At 40.0% G+C, this 18,660-nt stretch carries 18 protein-coding genes and 2 pseudogenes; 16 read left to right on the top strand and 4 right to left on the bottom strand.

Features of this window, described 5'->3' with window-relative positions; genetic code table 11:
• Positions 1-250 precede the first annotated feature (250 nt).
• The 5 genes from J2T13_RS11290 to J2T13_RS11270 all read left to right on the top strand — a co-directional run bounded on the left by J2T13_RS11290 (position 251) and on the right by J2T13_RS11270 (position 5,188).
• Positions 251-1,174, top strand: coding sequence for an ABC transporter ATP-binding protein (locus tag J2T13_RS11290; RefSeq protein ID WP_429371258.1), 924 nt, complete (start codon positions 251-253; stop codon positions 1,172-1,174).
• A 27-nt stretch (positions 1,175-1,201) separates the two neighbouring features.
• Positions 1,202-1,957: a hypothetical protein gene (locus J2T13_RS11285; protein WP_429371256.1), complete on the top strand. Its 756-nt coding sequence runs from the start codon at positions 1,202-1,204 to the stop codon at positions 1,955-1,957.
• Positions 1,958-2,301: 344 nt separating this feature from the next.
• Positions 2,302-2,673 carry a hypothetical protein gene (locus tag J2T13_RS11280; protein WP_429371254.1) on the top strand — a complete coding sequence of 124 codons (372 nt, stop codon included), beginning with the start codon at positions 2,302-2,304 and terminating at the stop codon, positions 2,671-2,673.
• 260 nt (positions 2,674-2,933) lie between these two features.
• Entirely contained in the window at positions 2,934-3,899 is a 966-nt protein-coding gene (locus tag J2T13_RS11275) for a phosphotransferase family protein (RefSeq protein WP_429371252.1), read from the top strand.
• 59 nt (positions 3,900-3,958) lie between these two features.
• Complete coding sequence (locus tag J2T13_RS11270) at positions 3,959-5,188, top strand: aminopeptidase (RefSeq protein ID WP_429371328.1); 1,230 nt, start codon at positions 3,959-3,961, stop codon at positions 5,186-5,188.
• Positions 5,189-5,338: 150 nt separating this feature from the next.
• Here the strand turns inward: J2T13_RS11270 and J2T13_RS11265 are convergent, their stop codons facing one another.
• The 3 genes from J2T13_RS11265 to J2T13_RS11255 all read right to left on the bottom strand — a co-directional run bounded on the left by J2T13_RS11265 (position 5,339) and on the right by J2T13_RS11255 (position 7,806).
• Entirely contained in the window at positions 5,339-5,998 is a 660-nt protein-coding gene (locus J2T13_RS11265) for an S-layer homology domain-containing protein (RefSeq protein WP_429371250.1), read from the bottom strand.
• Between the two features lie 183 nt (positions 5,999-6,181).
• Positions 6,182-6,904: a hypothetical protein gene (locus J2T13_RS11260; RefSeq protein WP_429371248.1), complete on the bottom strand. Its 723-nt coding sequence runs from the start codon at positions 6,902-6,904 to the stop codon at positions 6,182-6,184.
• Positions 6,905-6,990: 86 nt separating this feature from the next.
• Positions 6,991-7,806, bottom strand: coding sequence for a YihY/virulence factor BrkB family protein (locus J2T13_RS11255; protein WP_429371246.1), 816 nt, complete (start codon positions 7,804-7,806; stop codon positions 6,991-6,993).
• A 249-nt stretch (positions 7,807-8,055) separates the two neighbouring features.
• On the opposite strand from J2T13_RS11255, the pseudogene J2T13_RS11250 reads away from it, so the two are divergent.
• From J2T13_RS11250 to J2T13_RS11240, 3 genes and pseudogenes are all read left to right on the top strand, one after another.
• Positions 8,056-8,433 (top strand): annotated as a pseudogene (locus J2T13_RS11250) (flavodoxin); the annotation flags it as partial.
• Positions 8,434-8,552: 119 nt separating this feature from the next.
• A complete protein-coding gene (locus J2T13_RS11245) occupies positions 8,553-9,077 on the top strand; it encodes a hypothetical protein (protein ID WP_429371244.1) in 525 nt (174 codons plus the stop codon).
• 250 nt (positions 9,078-9,327) lie between these two features.
• Positions 9,328-10,398, top strand: a complete 1,071-nt coding sequence (locus J2T13_RS11240) for an ABC transporter ATP-binding protein (protein ID WP_429371242.1) — start codon at positions 9,328-9,330, stop codon at positions 10,396-10,398.
• Between the two features lie 113 nt (positions 10,399-10,511).
• Here the strand turns inward: J2T13_RS11240 and J2T13_RS11235 are convergent, their stop codons facing one another.
• Positions 10,512-11,678: an MFS transporter gene (locus tag J2T13_RS11235; RefSeq protein WP_429371240.1), complete on the bottom strand. Its 1,167-nt coding sequence runs from the start codon at positions 11,676-11,678 to the stop codon at positions 10,512-10,514.
• A gap of 159 nt (positions 11,679-11,837) precedes the next feature.
• On the opposite strand from J2T13_RS11235, the pseudogene J2T13_RS11230 reads away from it, so the two are divergent.
• From J2T13_RS11230 to deoD, 8 genes and pseudogenes are all read left to right on the top strand, one after another.
• Positions 11,838-12,602, top strand: a pseudogene (locus J2T13_RS11230) (exodeoxyribonuclease III).
• On the top strand, positions 12,599-13,006 hold the full coding sequence (locus J2T13_RS11225) for a GNAT family N-acetyltransferase (protein ID WP_429371238.1): 408 nt from the start codon (positions 12,599-12,601) through the stop codon (positions 13,004-13,006). Before J2T13_RS11230 ends, J2T13_RS11225 begins: the two are co-directional and overlap by 4 nt.
• Before the next feature lie 166 nt (positions 13,007-13,172).
• Positions 13,173-14,108 carry a sugar-binding transcriptional regulator gene (locus tag J2T13_RS11220; protein WP_429371326.1) on the top strand — a complete coding sequence of 312 codons (936 nt, stop codon included), beginning with the start codon at positions 13,173-13,175 and terminating at the stop codon, positions 14,106-14,108.
• A 143-nt stretch (positions 14,109-14,251) separates the two neighbouring features.
• Positions 14,252-14,926 carry a deoxyribose-phosphate aldolase gene (gene deoC, locus J2T13_RS11215; protein WP_429371236.1) on the top strand — a complete coding sequence of 225 codons (675 nt, stop codon included), beginning with the start codon at positions 14,252-14,254 and terminating at the stop codon, positions 14,924-14,926.
• A 63-nt stretch (positions 14,927-14,989) separates the two neighbouring features.
• A complete protein-coding gene (locus tag J2T13_RS11210) occupies positions 14,990-15,385 on the top strand; it encodes a cytidine deaminase (RefSeq protein WP_429371234.1) in 396 nt (131 codons plus the stop codon).
• An 80-nt stretch (positions 15,386-15,465) separates the two neighbouring features.
• Positions 15,466-16,647 carry a NupC/NupG family nucleoside CNT transporter gene (locus J2T13_RS11205; RefSeq protein WP_429371232.1) on the top strand — a complete coding sequence of 394 codons (1,182 nt, stop codon included), beginning with the start codon at positions 15,466-15,468 and terminating at the stop codon, positions 16,645-16,647.
• 94 nt (positions 16,648-16,741) lie between these two features.
• Positions 16,742-17,920: a phosphopentomutase gene (gene deoB / locus J2T13_RS11200; protein ID WP_429371230.1), complete on the top strand. Its 1,179-nt coding sequence runs from the start codon at positions 16,742-16,744 to the stop codon at positions 17,918-17,920.
• 26 nt (positions 17,921-17,946) lie between these two features.
• Positions 17,947-18,654, top strand: a complete 708-nt coding sequence (deoD, locus tag J2T13_RS11195; protein ID WP_429371228.1) for a purine-nucleoside phosphorylase — start codon at positions 17,947-17,949, stop codon at positions 18,652-18,654.
• Positions 18,655-18,660 lie beyond the last annotated feature (6 nt).

Below are 18,660 nucleotides of genomic sequence, written 5' to 3'. Positions count from 1 at the left end.
GATTTAACTCGAAAGTTGTCCAAGCTACTTTCGCCTAATCCTAGTGTTATTCCCTTACAACTCGCTGGTTCTTGGTGTACTAGTGTAACAAATTTTATACTAAATATTAAACTAATGATTTATGATATTCATAGAATATATTACCATATATGGTCGAATAGTTCATCTTGAGGAGACAGTAAACAAGACCATTGTTCACAATTACACATGAACCGGATCATTTCGGGAAAACCAAGGGGGTAGGGTAAATATGGCAGGTCCGGTCATTGAAGTGAAAAATTTGAATTTAACTCTTCAAGGAAAGTCCATATTAAACAAGGTTAATTTGCTTGTGAATCAGAAACAGATATGCGCTTTCATTGGAGAGAACGGAGCAGGGAAAACATCTACCATTCGTTCTATTATCGGTTTGTATCCTCCTACGGAAGGTCAGTGTAGCGTCTTCGGACAGTTGGCTTATAAGATGAACCAGCAAACGAGAAACCGTGTTGGTGTGGTACTGGATGAAGGTGGTTTATATAGTGAGCTTAACGCTTGGGAGCATATACTTTTTTTTGGGCGTATACGTGGGTTAGATAAGCTTACGATTGCTAAACGTTTTGAACGGCTTACGAAACATTTCGAACTTCAGTCTACAGAGCCGGTAGGCCGTTATTCTAAAGGAATGAAGCAAAAACTTATGTTGATTCGTGAGCTTTTGCATGATCCAGAGTTACTTATACTAGATGAGCCCTTTAACGGGCTTGATCCGGATGCCAGAATATTGTTGCGAGATAAGCTGAAGGAAATTTGTACAGAACAGGGAACAGCAGTATTTATTAGTTCTCATGATTTGTTTGATATTGAAAAAATAGCTGATCAGGTTGTCATGATACAGCAAGGCTGCATAATAGCCGATCAGCGCCTGCAGGACATTGTCGGAAGTAGTGAGCAATATATTGTAACAACCAGTGATCCTGGAAAGACGGCCGAAGCTATGGCTGCTATACAAGGAATGAATGTTGTTACGCATGATGATCGTTCCGTGACCTTCACCGTTCAGATGGACCTTGTGCCTCATCCGCTAAGGACGCTTATGGAACACGGCATTAAGGTAGATGAGTTTTTCAAGAAAAAACACACCTTAGAGGAGTTCTATAAGAAGACAAAAAAATCTGTTAGCCATATAAGTTAAGCTGGTTGGAGTGAAGGAGGGAAGTATATGCTTGTATCGCTAATGAGAAAAGATTTGCACACAATGAATATCAAAAGATCACTGACAATGCAGCTTTTACTACTTGGTTTATTCTTGGTTCTTTCTATTGGTCAATTAGGAAATTTGGAACAAAGGATTGGGCTGAATATTGATGGTTTGGTACCGTTGTTGCATATTCTGAATGAGACGCTGGAGTACAGACTTATGTTTTCGAATGCGTTGATTGCCGTTGGCCTTCATGCTTCTGCAATCGTATTTTGCCTCTATGTAGGTATACCACATCTATTACAGTTCTTTACCAAAGAAAAAAGTGAGAAAAATCTAAGTTACTTATTTGTTGCTGTGTCCAAATCAACAAAAATTATTGTTGCTGTGTGGTTGTTCGCTATGCTCAAGGTCATGGTTATGACCTTAATGAACGGATGTATCATTTTATTATTATTTACCGTATTAGGGTTTCATCTTGTCTGGAGCATCAGTATCGTGTCTTCTCTTCTTACCATATTTCTAGGAATAGCGGCGTTTTTGTATTTGGCTAATTCTATCGTATGGGCAACTAACGGTAACGAGATTGTGCTAAAAACCTATCGCGTGATGACCTTGATCGGTATTGTAGCGGTTTTTCCGGCCGTCAACTTGTTACAGATGGATTTCAGCTATTTAGATTTCAGATATACTGTAGCTGGTGCACTATTCTGTGTGATAATCGTGTTACTCTCGCAATTGTTATGTACGTTATTCCGTAAGGAACAAACAGTTTAGAACGTAAGTATCAAAACCGTCAAAAGGCAGGAGGATAAACCTGCCTTTTGACATTTTTGTGTTTAGAACATACAGCAAATGATTGAAAATGATGAGAATTTTCGCCCTGGATATCCGTTTTCTACGAGTGGGGGCTGTCGCACTTCATCTTACAATTCTTCATATTTTATGACTTACTCATACTGTGAGCATGTTGTGGAAATCTTTGAATTTTGCGAGTCTTTTTCGTATTATTGGGTAATTATATAAGGTGAGACAATCTCGGCTAACCTAAATATAATATCAACCCAGAGGTGATTCTATTGCACAGACTTGTATCCACTAAGCGTAAATCCTTATTTATAATGATCTCACTTTTATCTATTATTGTTGTTCTTTCTGCTTGTAGTAAGGACACAACATTAGATACGTCAAATTCAATTGAAACCAATGCTACAGGAACTTCTTCTGATGGAACAAGTGAAACTGATGTTCTGAGGGAAGAGCCGGTAATACAAAAAAGCACGGGAACCTTTGTTGGATTAGCAGATAGCCACACGGTTGAGATTTTGATCGATGGTAAGGCTGAGAATTTCCAATTTGGTGAGGAACTACAACTCGATATTGATAAGCTTAAAGAAGATGATCTTGTTCAAATTGAGTACACAGATGAAGCCGTTAAAGGTGATGATACCGTTAGAGTAAGAAATCTTACGAGTATTACAAAGTCTCCTTAGCTCCATAGCAGGTCATATGAATGATTCGAGTAGGTAGAGTGGGATCGCTTACCGCTGAGCAATGAACTGATGAACTAGGCACCTCTGTCGAAGAGGTGTCTTAAGTTCGCTTAATGATTGCAATATCCATATCCAGATCCATAGCGATCGAAATCCAGGGTATATTCTGAATTGATTATTCTTGTTCAATATATCGAATTCATTTACAATAACAGCAGGTTCCATAGCTATGGGGATACTTTAAGTTGGTGGTGTCGTCAGTGGAGAGTCTGTCGAAAACAAAATTAACGAATGATCAACTCGATATTGTAATCAAAGCGGCCTTCGGAAAAGATACAGTAATTGTGAATAGCAGAGAGTTAACAGACGGCTGGTTCAATACAGGATACGACCTTGAATTAGGGGGCGGAATGTCTGTTATATTGAAGGTTGCACCCTCAAATGAAGTTGAAACGTTGAGCTGTGAGAAGAACATTATGAGGACTGAGGTAGAAGCGCTTGCTCTTATGGCTAACTTAGGAACCATACCGGTACCTGAAGTATATGGTTATGACTATAGCCATGCACTGATCGATTTCGAATATTTCCTCATGGAGAAAATAGATGGACAGCCATACAATCAAGTCAAAGACAGCTTGTCATCAGAGGAACGGAACGACATTGAGAACGAACTCGGAGAATATAGCCGGCTGATTAACGAAGTCCGCGGAGAGAGGTTCGGATATTTTAATCCGAAACAACAACCTGATGTAGTGACTTGGCGTGAGAATTTCAGGCAAATGATCGTGGATTTGCTAGCCGATGGGCGACGTTTAGGTGCACAAATGCCTGCTCCTTATGAAACGATCGAAGAAGAAATCTTACAGCGGTTATTTATTCTAGACAAGGTGACCGATCCTTGCCTAGTCCATTGGGATCTATGGAATGGTAACTTATTTGTAAAAGACGGAAAGATTAGTGCCATTATTGATTGGGAAAGAGCGCTCTGGGGAGATCCACTACTAGAGTATTATTTCCGTCATTTTGAGAACTCAGAAGCTTTCTTTCAGGGATATGGCAGCCGATGCGATAGTCCGAAGGAGAGAGAACGAAGATTGCTTTATGATCTATATCTAGATCTGATTCTTGTTATTGAATGTTACTCTCGTAAGTATGAGAACGAGGATCATACCCGGTGGGTACATGAACATTTGGCCGAGGGTTGGGATCGGTTTGTGGATGGTTAGTTGTAGTATCAAATACGTCAAAGTAGGGTGAATCTTTAATATTATGGAGGAATTTGATGATGAAAGAGTTCGATAGGATGTTAGATAAATATGCTGAACTAGTCGTGAAAGTAGGCGTGAATATACAACCTGGACAAGTCTTAATTGTTCAGTCCCCAATAGAGACTGTAGATCTGACAAGACTTATCGTGTCCAAAGCATATGAGGCTGGAGCAAAATATGTACAGGTGGAGTGGGAAGATGAACAGGTCACTCGTATTCGATATGAGAAAGCTTCGGATGATTCTTTCGGATACTACCCCAAGTGGCAGGCAGATATGATGGAGCAGTTGGCTGAAGGGGGAGGGGCAATTCTACATATAAAAGTGCCTAATCCAGAACTGTTTAAGGACATTGACTCATCCAAAGTATCCACAGCGGTAAGAGCGGCGGCAGTAGCACGTGAGACTTACCAAGGTTATGTAAGAAATAATGAAATAAGTTGGTCCTTGATTAAAGCCCCGACAGTGGCTTGGGCTAATAAAGTATTCGCTGACCTCCCAGAAGAAGAACGTGTATCGGCGATGTGGGATGCCGTATTCCTGATGAACCGCGTTGATCATGAAGATCCCGTGGCGGCATGGCGTGAACATATCCATCATTTACAGCAAAGTCACGAGCGAATGAATGCCAAACGGTACAAGAGTCTACATTATCGTGCCCCAGGAACCGATCTACATGTCGAAATGCCAGAGGGTCATTTGTGGGCCGGCGGCGGCGGGGAGAACGAGAGCGGTGTGTACTTTGTGGCGAATATGCCAACAGAAGAAATCTATACCATGCCGTTACGTACAGGTGTGAATGGAACCGTAAGAAGCACGCTTCCGTTAAATTTAAATGGGCGACTGGTTGAAGGAATTAAGCTCGTCTTTAAAGAAGGTAGAGTCGTAGAATATGATGCTGCATCAGGTCGTGAGCATTTGACCTCGTTACTAGATACGGATGAAGGCGCATCTTATCTAGGTGAAATGGCGCTTGTACCTCATGATTCACCGATTTCGCAGATGAACCGCATTTTTTATAACACAGGCATTGATGAGAATGCATCTTGTCACTTTGCACTAGGGAGTGCATATCCAGTTAATATCGTAGGCGGGACGAAGATGAGCAAGGAAGAGTTGCTAGCCAGAGGTGTAAATGTCAGTTTGACGCATGTGGACTTCATGATTGGATCTGCTGATTTAGAGATTGATGGTGAACTGGCAGATGGAACGATTGAACCTGTATTTCGGAAAGGTAAATGGGCATAAATGAAGTAAATTAATCATGCACCCCTAAATGAGCATCGATACCTTGTGGTAGGTAGAAGCGATGAACGTTTAAGGGGTGTGTTTTTACTGTGAGTGAAGCAGATTCTGGTGGATGATGAGGCTATAGAAATAGTAATCCTACTGTTGTACCTATGCTTGACGTTCATTCAGGAACTCAATCGCATTGAATAGCATAACTGCTGCTTCAGCACGGGTAATTTCACTAGTAGGATTAAATTTATCTACACTGTTAAGGGTATTTATTTTCCAAGTTAATGAGCGCTGAACAGCCCCTTGGTAAGAAGGGGTAATATCAGTCTCATCCGCGATGTTCGTAGGAACAATATTAATCATAGGTAAATTGCCAGCCTTCTCAACTCCACGTACTAAGTAATAAGTGAATTGCTCTTTAGTCATGGTCTTGGATGGGGTAATATCTTTCGGAAGGTCGATGTCATTATAAAAGGCATTGATGAATGCTTCTGAGAACCAAGTATTATCCTCAATATTAGCGAACACATCACTGGCTAGAGGAATTTTGACGAAATCAATAGCATACAAGTTAAGTTGTAGACCCTTTGTGATCAGTTGAACACCTTGAGCATTGCTAAGCTTATGTTCAGGTCTAAATTCGGTAGCGGTGACGCCTTCAATAATGCCTTGATCGTGTAATGCGGCAATTTTTTCTTTAGCAACCGTTTTATTTATGTCAGCGAAATCTAGCGCTGCTGCAAATAACGGGCCTCCGATGGAGAAGGAGAGAATGGAAGCTACGGACAGGGTGGTTACTATCGTTTTGATTTTCATCATGACTACACTCCAATTTTATATTGATTTGGTTTTCTTATCTCTGTAGACGTACTTGATAAATTAATTGTTGCAGAAATTACAAAGGGAAAATGAGCAGCACTTCCGAGTGTACAGTCGGAGATGCTGCTCTACCTTTTCTTACTATTGAATCACGTGAATAAGACTCAGTTCAATTCTTGTTCTTTAGCCGTTAATACCCTCTTTTACATATTTAGATAATCTCTCGAATTCAGCTAAATGTGGCTTCAATTCTTTACGGATGCTGTTGAAATACTTCAAAGAAGAGGCATTGTTGTCATCAGGAAAGACAGAGAATTCCTTCACAATGTTTCCCTTACGATAGTCAACATCGAACATATGCCCCGCTAATAAATTTTTCTCAATATCTTTGCTTTCACCATACACTTGCAATAAGTAGTTAGGTGCGATGTATCGGAAACTATAGGGAGGATCGGCTAGGGCATGCGTAACAGTGTATCCGGTCACTAGTTTATCCGTGTGATACGTACCAGTTTGGATGCTGCTTGACTTGAGAACACCACTTGATTCTGTTATTTTCTCAATTAGCTTTCCTTTGCCACTCTTTAGATCATGATTCCAATCTCCCGTATACACGATAGAGGTGGTTAGATCCTCCTTCTTCGTTGTTGCAATGAATTTTCCTTGCCCTGTTCTTACACCATTGATCCAGTCCCCAGAATACGTTTTGTTGGTCCCCCATTTCATCGTTCCTTTACCATGAGGTTTACCGTTCTTCACTTCACCATAATACGTGACTTGGGAAGATACATTTAGAGCTTTTTTTGTAGATGCAGCCTCGACTGTTGCTGTGTTAAAAGGAAGAGCGGTGAGTAGAAGAGATGATGATAAAGCTAAGGCAATCATAATGTTAATTCTTTTTTTCAAAAATCCCACTCCTTTATGAATCTTATATATATTTAAGCACTTACAATATTAACCTAAATCGAAGGGTTTGTAACATTTTATCATAATCAGCTCTCTCTTCGAGATACCAAAGTAGCGTTAATCTCCCCACCGATCAGAATAATGATAGAGCTAATATACAACCAGATTAAAAGAATCATTACACCACCCAAACTTCCATAAGTTCTTGTGAAATCTCCAAAACGGTTCACATAAGTTGAGAATAAGACAGAGGTTGTAATCCAACCTATAGTAGCAAAAATAGCTCCGGGGATCACTTCTTTAAATGTCATTTTACGACTTGGCGCAATATAATATAGCAATGTGAATACCGAAGTCATGACTAAAAGGGGAACTACATATTGAAGCAATCCCCAAACTTCGCGAAAACCGGAAGGGTAGCTTAATAGGATGAAAAGTTGATCTCCGACCCATCCTCCAAAAACGAGTAGAAGTCCACTTAGTAATATAACGATGCTTAGTACAAGGGTAGCTAGTATAGAAATCCCCCGTATTTTCCAGAAAGATCGATTCTCATCAATATCGTACGCTTTATTAAGTCCTTTAATGATTGCATTAATCCCTCTTGAAGCAGCCCATAAAGTAGCAAGCATACCAAATGAGAGCATAGTCTGGCTCCTACCTTGAGCAACTTCTTTGAGAATCTCCTCTATAATAGAGATGGCTTCAGCAGGCACAATATCTTCTAAGGTACTAACTTTATCTTCGATAGAAATATTCGCGTAGCCTATTAGAGTCATAATAAAAATGAGAAAAGGGAAGGCGGATAGAATTAAATAATAGGTCAATTGGGCACTAATGGCTTGTACATCGTCATCTTTTATTTTCTTGTATAATTGTTTGAAGAAATCAATCCCCCTCATTATTGCACTCCTCTCCGAAATTTATTGTTCTATTAGGAATCTGTTACAAAAGAACTTTGATAATAGACTAATCATACTCATGTTCTCTAAAGTTAAAACCTATGTCTAGATATACAAATGTATACTTCTATTTATCACCAAATTAATGTAGTGTTACGCAGTCTTTACAAAGAAAGCTTGGCGTAGTGAAAGATCGGATAAGTGAAAATGGGGTATAGAGATATTTGTAGAAGAGTGGGTCAAATAATTATGACGACGAAAATTATCGTGATTTATGCTAGCTTGACCGGAAATACAGAGGAAATGGCCGAACTCATCGCTGATGGGATCCGTCAGACTGGTGCAAGTGTTGATGTGAAATGTGTAGATGATTGCAATGCTGTACAGTTACTATCATATGATGGTTATGTACTTGGAGCTTATACATGGGGGGATGGGGAGTTACCCGATGAATTCCTTGATTTCACTGAAGAAATGGATGAAGTTAATTTGAACGGCAGCAGAGCAGCCGTTTTTGGTAGTGGAGACACTACTTATAGCATATATTGTGGGACTGTAGATGTATTAGAGAATAAAATAAAAGAATGTCATGCGAGTGTAGTTCAGAAAAGCCTTAAAATCGAATTCTGACCATACAAGGAAGAGCAAGATGCATGCCGTGTATTTGGTATAAATTTTGCGGATGTTTGTAACACCTTATCTTAAAGACGATGACCACGCGGAAAGGCAAAGGGCAAAGAGCACTTATGGATAATGATAGAGAGATACATGACTTTGAGATTGAAGAAATGATTAGATGCGATAACGTTAAGAAATGTACTTGCTCCACAAGCAACCTTAACTGGCGCCATCGAGCACAGTATGCTGTAGGTCATGCACTTAACGATTTCTATACACTTGCGCCTCAAGTGCGTAAAGAGATTTCCATACAATATCTGATCGAACGGCATTGGCCGCGAAAAATGGATGATTTCGATCATCCGTTACATTATTGGAGTGTTCACAATAAAATCGTCGAAGAATTAACGAGGGTAGCGAGTTCCGCACGTATAGAAAAGGTTTCGGTCCCTGCGGAAGAAATAGAAGTGTATACATTGCTAAGAGGACGTAAACATGTATTTCCTAGAGGGAGTCTTCCATTACAACAATCGTTAGATTATGTTTCAATGCTCACCGGATTGAATAGATGGAGTATAGATATGAAAAAATGTTGTGAGAGATGTAAAAACTCTCGTACATCTACTATGGATCATCCACACTTGATAACGTAATGATATATTTTCAAAAGGGAATGCCATGGAATGAGCTATGTGATTTCGTGGTTTCCTTTTTTTGTATTTGCTGTGAAGGGATATATAACTGTTATAATAGAAAGTACAATATTCCTGAAAAAGCCGTCGTCCATGCAATTTATTGAGGCTTTATAACTACTGAGGTTGAGCATTGATGAATGAGTTCATTATATGTTCGGAAATAATTGTATATACTGTGACTAATAAAACTTAGGATGAGAGTGATCGAATGAAACATCTTCTGGAAGTGAAAAATTTAGCCGTGTCATTTAAGACTCATGGTGGAGTAGTACAAGCCATCCGAGGAGTAAGTTTTCATGTGGATAAGGGCGAGACGTTAGCAATTGTAGGTGAGTCAGGTTCAGGTAAGAGTGTAACCTCACAATCGGTCATGAAGCTAATTCCCACGCCCCCGGGTATCTATAATAGCGGAGAAATTATATTTGATGGTCATGATCTAATCAACAAGACAGAGAATCAAATGCAGAAAATTCGCGGGAAAGAGATCGGCCTGATCTCACAAGACCCAATGACCTCACTCAATCCTACGATGAAAGTAGGACATCAAATTACAGAAGTACTTTTCAAACATGAGAAAATATCGAAAGACAAAGCACATAAACGAGCGGTGGAATTGCTTACGCTTGTGGGTATTCCGAAACCTGAACAGCGGTATAATCAATATCCACATGAATTCAGTGGCGGTATGCGTCAACGGGTTGTGATTGCAATGGCTCTTGCAGCTAACCCGAAGCTCTTAATAGCAGATGAACCAACTACGGCACTAGACGTTACAATTCAAGCGCAAATTCTAGAATTGATGAAAGAATTACAGCAGAAAATTGAAACATCCATCATCTTTATTACACATGACCTTGGCGTTGTTGCCAAAATGGCTGATCGTGTAGCGGTTATGTATGCTGGACAGATAGTGGAGACAGGTACGGTTGAGGAAATCTTCTATGATCCAAGACATCCGTATACATGGGGATTGTTGGCTTCTATGCCTAGCTTGGATAGTAAGAATGGTGAGATGCTGACAGCGATTCCTGGAACACCTCCAGATCTCATTAAGCCACCTAAAGGAGATGCCTTTGCCTTGCGGAGTACGTATGCTATGAAAATAGATTCGGAAAGAGAAGCTCCCCTGTTTAAAGTATCGGATACTCACTTTGTGAAATCATGGCTATTACATCCAATGGCTCCAGCAGTAGAACCCCCTGAAGCTGTGTTGAATAAAAGACGCGTCCTTCCCGGAGTATATGATCAACCTATTATGGTTGATCAATATGAGGCATAACCGTATTCATTAGATAAATTTATGCGAACAATGTAAAAACCAAGGTGAACAAACAAGGTGAACAAACACTAGAGAAGCTCATTGCCTAAGGCAATGAGCTTTTTGCTATGTTACTATTCAGCTGATTGGGATTCAGTTAGCTGGGATTTACCATATATTCGAAACAGTAAGAATCCGAAAAGCATGCCTACAAAAGACATGGCAGAGACGGACAGATACATCGTATGGGCGCCGAAGGCTTCATATACGGCACCGCCTACGAATGAGGCGATGATGCTAGATATACCGAAGAATAATAACGCCAGTACCGTCTGACCTGTAGCTCGCCATTCCTTAGGAACGATACGGTAAAGATACTGAATCGCTGCAGAATAGAATACCGGAAAGGTAAGCAACTGAAGAATCTGTAAATAGGCTAGTAAATGTGGATCGGTGATCCAAGCTGAGAGAAAGAAACGAATAAAGTAAAAGGCTCCAGAAATGGTGATGATCAAAAGTTCTTTACCTGGTCGTAACCACCAAAAGCTTAGGGCGAATACAACAATCTCGCAAGCTGCCGCTAGAAAAAAGGATTGTCCTACTAACTCCGTACTCCCTCCAAGTTCACGGATGTATACACCTAGGAATGTGTCATTCATACGAGCTGGAATAGAGCTAATGAATACGAGTAATAGAAATAAAAGCGTTTCGCGATTACTCAAGAAACGCTTGAGACCCTCTATTGTTACCGGCTTTGAAGTAACCGGTGCATCGGGGATTCTGAGAATGACGATAAAGCAACAGATCCCAATTCCGGCAAAGGTCAACGCTAAACTGTGGGCTCCGAAATAAGACATAAGATATCCCGTGACAAGGGACATCACGCCATAACCCAGTGCTCCATATGTACGAATGGATCCATAGGAAATACCCAATCCCTCGGATACACGAAAGTTTAAACTTTCTGTGAGCGGATCAATCGGCATTAAGAAGAAATAGACTAACATAGCGAATAAAATAAGCATGCCATAGCTTGTGGAGTCGAATAAGAAATATCCAACTATGGTCGCTCCTATAAGTAGAAATAAAAGCACTTTACGTATCGTTTTAGTTCGGTCACTGATCATTCCCCATAGAGGTTGGGCAAAGATCGTAATGAACCCCCCTGTACCTACAATGAATCCGATCTGTGAAGGACTCAATCCTTGATTATCTAGAAATACAGGCAGGAAGGGGATAAATAAAGCGAGAAGAGCAAAATACAAAAAATTAAACATTTTTACAGGTGCCGCTGATTTCATAAAGTTAATGTCCTTTGCATATTTGACGTCATGATGTCTTTTACAGTCTTGTTATTGTATCATGCTTCATTTAATTCATGAAGAAAGAACTCTTACCATGGATAGCTGTTGCGTATGATACACTAGAAAAATATAAATGTGGCAAGGAGATAAATGATAATGAAATTAGTATCTTGGAATGTGAATGGGTTAAGAGCATGTGTAACTAAAGGATTCAATGCGTATTTTGAGGAAATGAATGCCGATATATTCTGTGTTCAGGAGATAAAGTTGCAAGAAGGACAAATTGATATGGATCAAGGTGAGGAATATCAGCAATATTGGAATTATGCGCATAAGAAGGGGTATTCGGGTACTGCTATTTTTACAAGGATCAAGCCCCTTTCAGTAAGATATGGCATGGAGGAAGATGAAGAACCAGAAGGAAGAATGATCACGTTGGAATTTGAATCTTTCTATCTCGTGAATGTATATACCCCCAATGCTAAACGCGATCTGGCAAGGCTTCCGTATAGACTGGAATGGGAAGATCGATTTCTAAGTTACCTTCAACAGTTGGACATGCACAAGCCGGTTATCATATGTGGTGATTTGAATGTGGCTCACCGAGAAATAGATTTGAAGAATCCTAAATCCAATCTGACAAATTCGGGATTCACCCCAGAAGAACGGGGTAAGATGACTCAATTGCTTGATGCTGGATTTATTGATACGTATAGATATTTCTATCCAGAGCAGACAGATGCTTATAGTTGGTAGTCTTATATGGCAAAGGTTAGAGAGCGGAATATTGGGTGGAGAATTGACTACTTCCTTGTCTCTTCTAGATTAAGTCCCTTCTTATTGGATGCCCAAATTGATTGTGAAATCATGGGTAGTGATCATTGTCCCATTATTCTTCATATGAGGAGCGATATAGAATGAAGATTGAACTTGCAACGGAGTTAGATTACACATACCTTGTCGAGCATGACAGACATTTATTAGAGAGCTTAATAGTAAGAAAAATAAATAATAATGAAATATTCATGTTGCGTAATCAGGAAGATCTAAATATCGGATGGATGAGGTATGGTTACTTTTGGGATAACACGCCCTTTATGAATATGATATGGATAGACGATGAATATCGAAAAAAAGGTCTAGGGAAGCAAGTTGTTCTTTTTTGGGAGAGGGAAATGAAATTAGAGGGTTGTAGTATGGTCATGACTTCAAGCATGGCCAATGAAGAAGCACAGCATTTCTATCGAACATTAGGCTATAAGGATTCTGGGTGCTTAATGCTAGATAATGAGCCATTAGAGATTATTTTCACGAAAGCTATTTAAGTAGGAATAATCATGGATCTCAAGAATATGTGCAACATGGTATATTTAGTGTAAAGTGGTTTTGACAATAGTCAAACAGTGATCTTAGTATAATCATGAATATAAGAATTCGTCATCAGTTCTTTCTAATATAGTAAGACAAATAAAAGAAGTGAGTTGGATAACAATGGATAATGAGAAACAACGCTTAAGTATTGAAGCGGCTCGGCTTTATTATCAATCCGATTATAGTCAGCAGCAGATTGCCGTCCAATTGGGTTTATCACGCCCGACGGTTTCACGATTACTACAGCATGCCAAAGATAAAGGATATGTGCGAATAGATATTATTGATCCTCGTGAAGATTTAAATATCCTAGCCAGTGAACTCAAGAAGCATTATCAATTAGATACGGTTCAGTTATGTGATTCACCCTTAAATGATTATGAAGAAATCAAGAAACATATCAGTAAAAAAGCGGCTGAGTTTATACATGATATCGTGCAGGATGGAGATATTATTGGAGTGACGTGGGGCACAACCATGCATGCGGTTGCTCTTCAATTGCAATCCAAACCATTAAAGGCAGTGGAAGTTGTTCAATTAAAGGGCGGCGTGAGCCATTCCCAAGTGAATACATACGCGGCTGATATCGTGAATTTGTTTGCAGATGCATTCCAGACCGTTGCAAGGTATTTACCCTTACCTGTTATATTTGATAGTGTCGAGGTTAAGACCATGGTAGAGGAAGACCGTCATATCGGGCGAATTATTGATCTGGGTAGACAAGCGAATATCGCTGTTTTTACGGTTGGAACAGTCCAAGAGGACGCGCTACTTTTCCGTCTAGGTTACTTTAATGAAGAAGAGAAAGAGTTGCTTGGACGGACGGGAGCAGGGGATATCTGTTCCCGGTTCTTCGATGCCGAAGGGAAGATTTGCAGTGAAGAAATCAATAATCGTACGGTTGGGATTAATCTTTCCGAATTGAGTAAAAAGGAGAAATCTATTCTTGTCGCTGGAGGGCAGCGTAAAATTGAAGCGATTCAAGCTGCGCTTGCTGGCAAATACGCGAATATATTAATAACGGATCAGTTCACTGCACAAGCTTTGTTGAGATAGATAATCTATGTAACTTAAAGAGCGATTAATTCAAGGTTTATTAATTTATGAACATAATTTCAATAGTTTATTTACAAATGTTCATATGGGTGTTATTCTATTCATGAGATTAAGGATTCGGATAAGAGAAGGGTGATGTGGAAATGTTGAATTCACAATTAGCAGGAATGATCGATCATACACTTTTACGGGCAGATGCAACGAAAGTCGAGATCACTAAATTAACAGAAGAAGCGTTGAAATATGAATTTGCATCCGTATGTGTTAATCCAACATGGGTATCTTACGCAGCTGAGCAGTTGGCTAATAGCCAAGTTGAAGTGTGTACGGTAATCGGATTCCCACTTGGGGCGAGTACTAGTGCTACCAAAGCTTTTGAAGCAAAGAATGCCATTGAGGCTGGAGCGACAGAGGTTGATATGGTCATTAACATTGGTGCTTTGAAAGATGGCAATCATGAATATGTTGAACAAGATATCGAAGCAGTCGTTCATGCAGCAGCTGGGAAGGCACTTGTGAAAGTGATTATTGAAACTTGTATCCTAACAGATGAAGAAAAGAGAACCGCTTGTCAATTAGCTGTTAAAGCAGGTGCTGACTTTGTGAAAACATCGACTGGATTCTCCACTGGAGGAGCAACGGTTGAAGATGTAGCTCTTATGCGTCAAACTGTTGGCAAGAATGTCGGAGTTAAAGCTTCTGGAGCCATTCGCAGTCTTGAAGATATGGAAAAAATGATCGCCGCAGGCGCTTCCAGAATAGGTGCGAGTTCAGGTGTGAAAATAATGGAAGGTGATCAATCAACTTCGTCTTATTAATACTATATTTGAAATGGATACCAGTGCTGTCTATCATAGGACAGCACTTCTGGGGGAATAATAATGAAGGAACAGTTAATTAAAGAAGCTATAGAAGCACGCAAGTATGCTCATATCCCTTATTCCAATTTTGCGGTGGGAGCTGCCTTATTAACTAGTAACAAACGTATATACACAGGTTGTAATATTGAGAATGCTTCGTTTGGATTAACGAATTGTGCCGAAAGAACAGCTATTTTTAAAGCAGTCTCAGAAGGAGAACATGTTATTGAGGCTATTGCTATCGTAGCGGATACGGAAGGACCTGTCTCACCTTGTGGTGCCTGTCGGCAAGTATTAGCAGAGTTTTGTGATGAGAATACCCAAATTTATTTGACGAATCTTCATGGGAACACAGAAGAATGGACCATAGCGCAGCTCTTACCGGGAGCTTTTCGATCTAAGGATATGATGAAATAATTAGGGTACGAATAAATGTAATGAAAGCGGTTCATATAGAAATGAAACATATTACAATTGATTGTTAGGAGCATAACATCATGAGATATTTAATTACTATACTTGGTATCCTAATTGTTTTTGGACTTTCTTACATTGCGAGTAATGATAGAAGGAAGATTCGCTATCGACCGTTGATACTGATGATTATCCTACAGATCATTTTAGCTGCTGTGTTATTAAATACCGTTGTTGGATCTGTCGTCGTGAAAGCTTTTTCAAGTGTTTTTGAGAAATTGATGGAGTATGCGACGGAAGGTGTTAACTTTGTATTTGGTGGGATCCTCAACGAGGGTCAATCAACGTTCTTTTTATCTGTTTTATTACCTATTGTGTTCATTTCTGCCCTGATTGGAATATTACAGTATGTCAAAGTGTTACCGTTTATTATTAGATATATTGGTCTTGTTCTAAGTAAAGTGAATGGTATGGGTAAGTTGGAGTCCTACAATGCAGTTGCTTCTGCTGTTCTAGGGCAATCTGAAGTATTTATATCTGTCAAAAAACAAATCAATCTGTTGCCGAAACATCGGCTGTACACCTTGTGTGCATCTGCAATGTCTACGGTATCCATGTCCATCGTTGGATCATACATGGTTATGATTGAACCTAGGTATGTAGTAACTGCTCTTGTTCTGAATTTGTTTGGTGGGTTTATTATCACTTCTATTCTTAACCCGTATATCGTCGAGAAAGAAGAGGATATTCTGGAGGTACAGGAAGAGGAGAAACAATCCTTTTTTGAAATGCTTGGGGAATATATCATGGATGGCTTCAAAGTTGCTATTGTGGTTGCAGCGATGTTGATCGGATTTGTGGCGATCATCGCAATGATTAATGGGCTCTTTAGTGGCATCTTCGGTGTGTCCTTTCAACAACTACTCGGGTACGTTTTTGCGCCATTTGCTTTTATGATGGGTGTGCCATGGAAAGAAGCAGTGGATGCTGGGAGTATTATGGCTACAAAAATGGTATCGAATGAGTTCGTCGCCATGCTTGAACTTGGTAAACACTCCGAGTTATCTGCACGGACCGTTGGTATTGTTTCTGTGTTCCTTGTATCGTTCGCAAATTTCTCATCCATCGGTATTATCTCGGGTGCTGTGAAAGGGTTGAATGAGAAGCAAGGGAATGTTGTGGCTCGTTTTGGACTTAAATTGCTATACGGAGCAACATTAGTAAGTATCCTATCCGCAACCGTGGCGGGCATATTCATTCATTAGAATGATATTGGCATCAACGATTAGGTGGTAATGAGAGTAACATTTATAATAGAAGTTATAGAGATGATCTTATAAGAAAGGAATGAATCATACAATGACAACATTTAAACGGATTCATCTCATAGTCATGGACTCGGTAGGAATCGGTGAAGCACCAGATGCTGCTCAATTTGATGACTTTGATGTGGACACTTTAGGACATATTGCCCGCGAATGCGGAGGGCTCAAAATGCCGAATATGTCTAAACTCGGATTATCTAATATTAAGGAAATAGAAGGAGTGCCTATAGCGGATCAACCCCTCGCTTATTACACGAAGATGCAAGAAGCGTCCAGTGGTAAAGACACCATGACAGGGCACTGGGAAATGATGGGACTCCGTATTGATACGCCGTTTCGCGTCTTTGAGCATGGTTTTCCTGATGAATTAATTACACGGATTGAAGAGAAAACGGGCCGCAAAGTCATTGGAAATAAGCCAGCTAGTGGCACAGAAATTATTGTGGAACTTGGAGAAGAGCACGTGAAGACAGGTGCTTTAATCGTCTATACTTCTGCGGATTCTGTGCTGCAAATTGCAGCACATGAAGATGTTGTGCCGTTAAAGGAACTATATGAGATTTGTGAATTTTGCAGAGAGATCACTTTAGATGATCCGTATATGTTAGGTAGAATCATCGCGAGACCTTTTACGGGTGAAGTAGGAGATTTCAAACGTACTTCCAACCGTCATGACTATGCATTGAAACCCTTTAGTCCGACAGTCATGAATACATTAAAAGATGCAGGTTATGATGTCATTGCACTAGGAAAAATATCAGATATTTTTGATGGTGAAGGAGTCACGAAAGTTGTTCGTACAGTCTCTAATTCAGATGGTATGGATAAATTCATTGCCACTTTTGATGAATCATTTCAAGGTTTTAGCTTCTTAAATTTAGTCGATTTTGATGCGCTCTATGGACATCGTCGAGATGCTAGTGGGTATGGTCAAGCTTTGGAGGATTGTGATACCTGTTTGCCAGAAGTGTTCGCTAAGATGACAGACGATGATCTTCTGATCATTACTGCAGATCATGGCAATGACCCGACCTATCGGGGGACGGATCATACACGTGAATTTGTACCGCTTTTAGCTTATTCTCCACGGTTTAAACAAGGGCAGGAGCTACCCTTACGGGATACCTTTGCGGACATTGGTGCAACCATTGCGGAGAATTTTGCAGTTACGATGCCGCAGCATGGCACCAGCTTCTTATCTGAATTGAAATAACCAAGTAGAAGGAGAGACAAATATACATGAGTACACATATTGGAGCCAAACCAGGCGAAATTGCTGAAACTGTATTATTACCAGGAGACCCACTACGAGCTAAATTTATCGCTGAGACATACTTAGAAGATGTCATTTGCTACAATCAGGTTCGAGGTATGTTAGGTTTTACGGGTACTTATCAAGGTCAACGAATATCCATACAGGGAACTGGAATGGGAGTTCCTTCGACTAGTATTTATGTCAATGAATTAATTCAGGAATATGGTGCGAAGAACTTGGTACGTGTAGGTACTTGTGGCGCCATGCAGGAGAGTGTCCATGTTCGTGAAGTTATTCTAGCGCAGGCGGCATGTACAGATTCAAGTGTGAATCGGCATGTTTTTGGAGGTTATGATTTCTCACCCATTGCTAGCTTCTCATTGTTAAAGGCAGCCTATGAACGTGGTTTAGCAAAAGGGTTGAAAATGCATGTAGGTAATATCTTCTGTTCCGATACATTCTATCGAGATGACAAATCCATTGTTGAGAAATTAATGGGTCATGGTGTGTTGGCTATTGAAATGGAAACAACCGCTCTATACACATTGGCAGCGAAGTATGGTGTCAATGCTCTGACTATATTAACTGTCAGTGACCACTTATTGACTGGAGAAGAGACAAGTTCAGAAGAACGCCGAAGCACTTTCAACGACATGATGGAAGTAGCTCTTGATACCGTTATTTCTCTATAATCAGAC

This window comes from Paenibacillus sp. DS2015 (assembly GCF_050433705.1).
Lineage (GTDB): Bacteria > Bacillota > Bacilli > Paenibacillales > Paenibacillaceae > Paenibacillus_AQ.
This window is presented reverse-complemented; position numbering and strand designations above follow the sequence as displayed.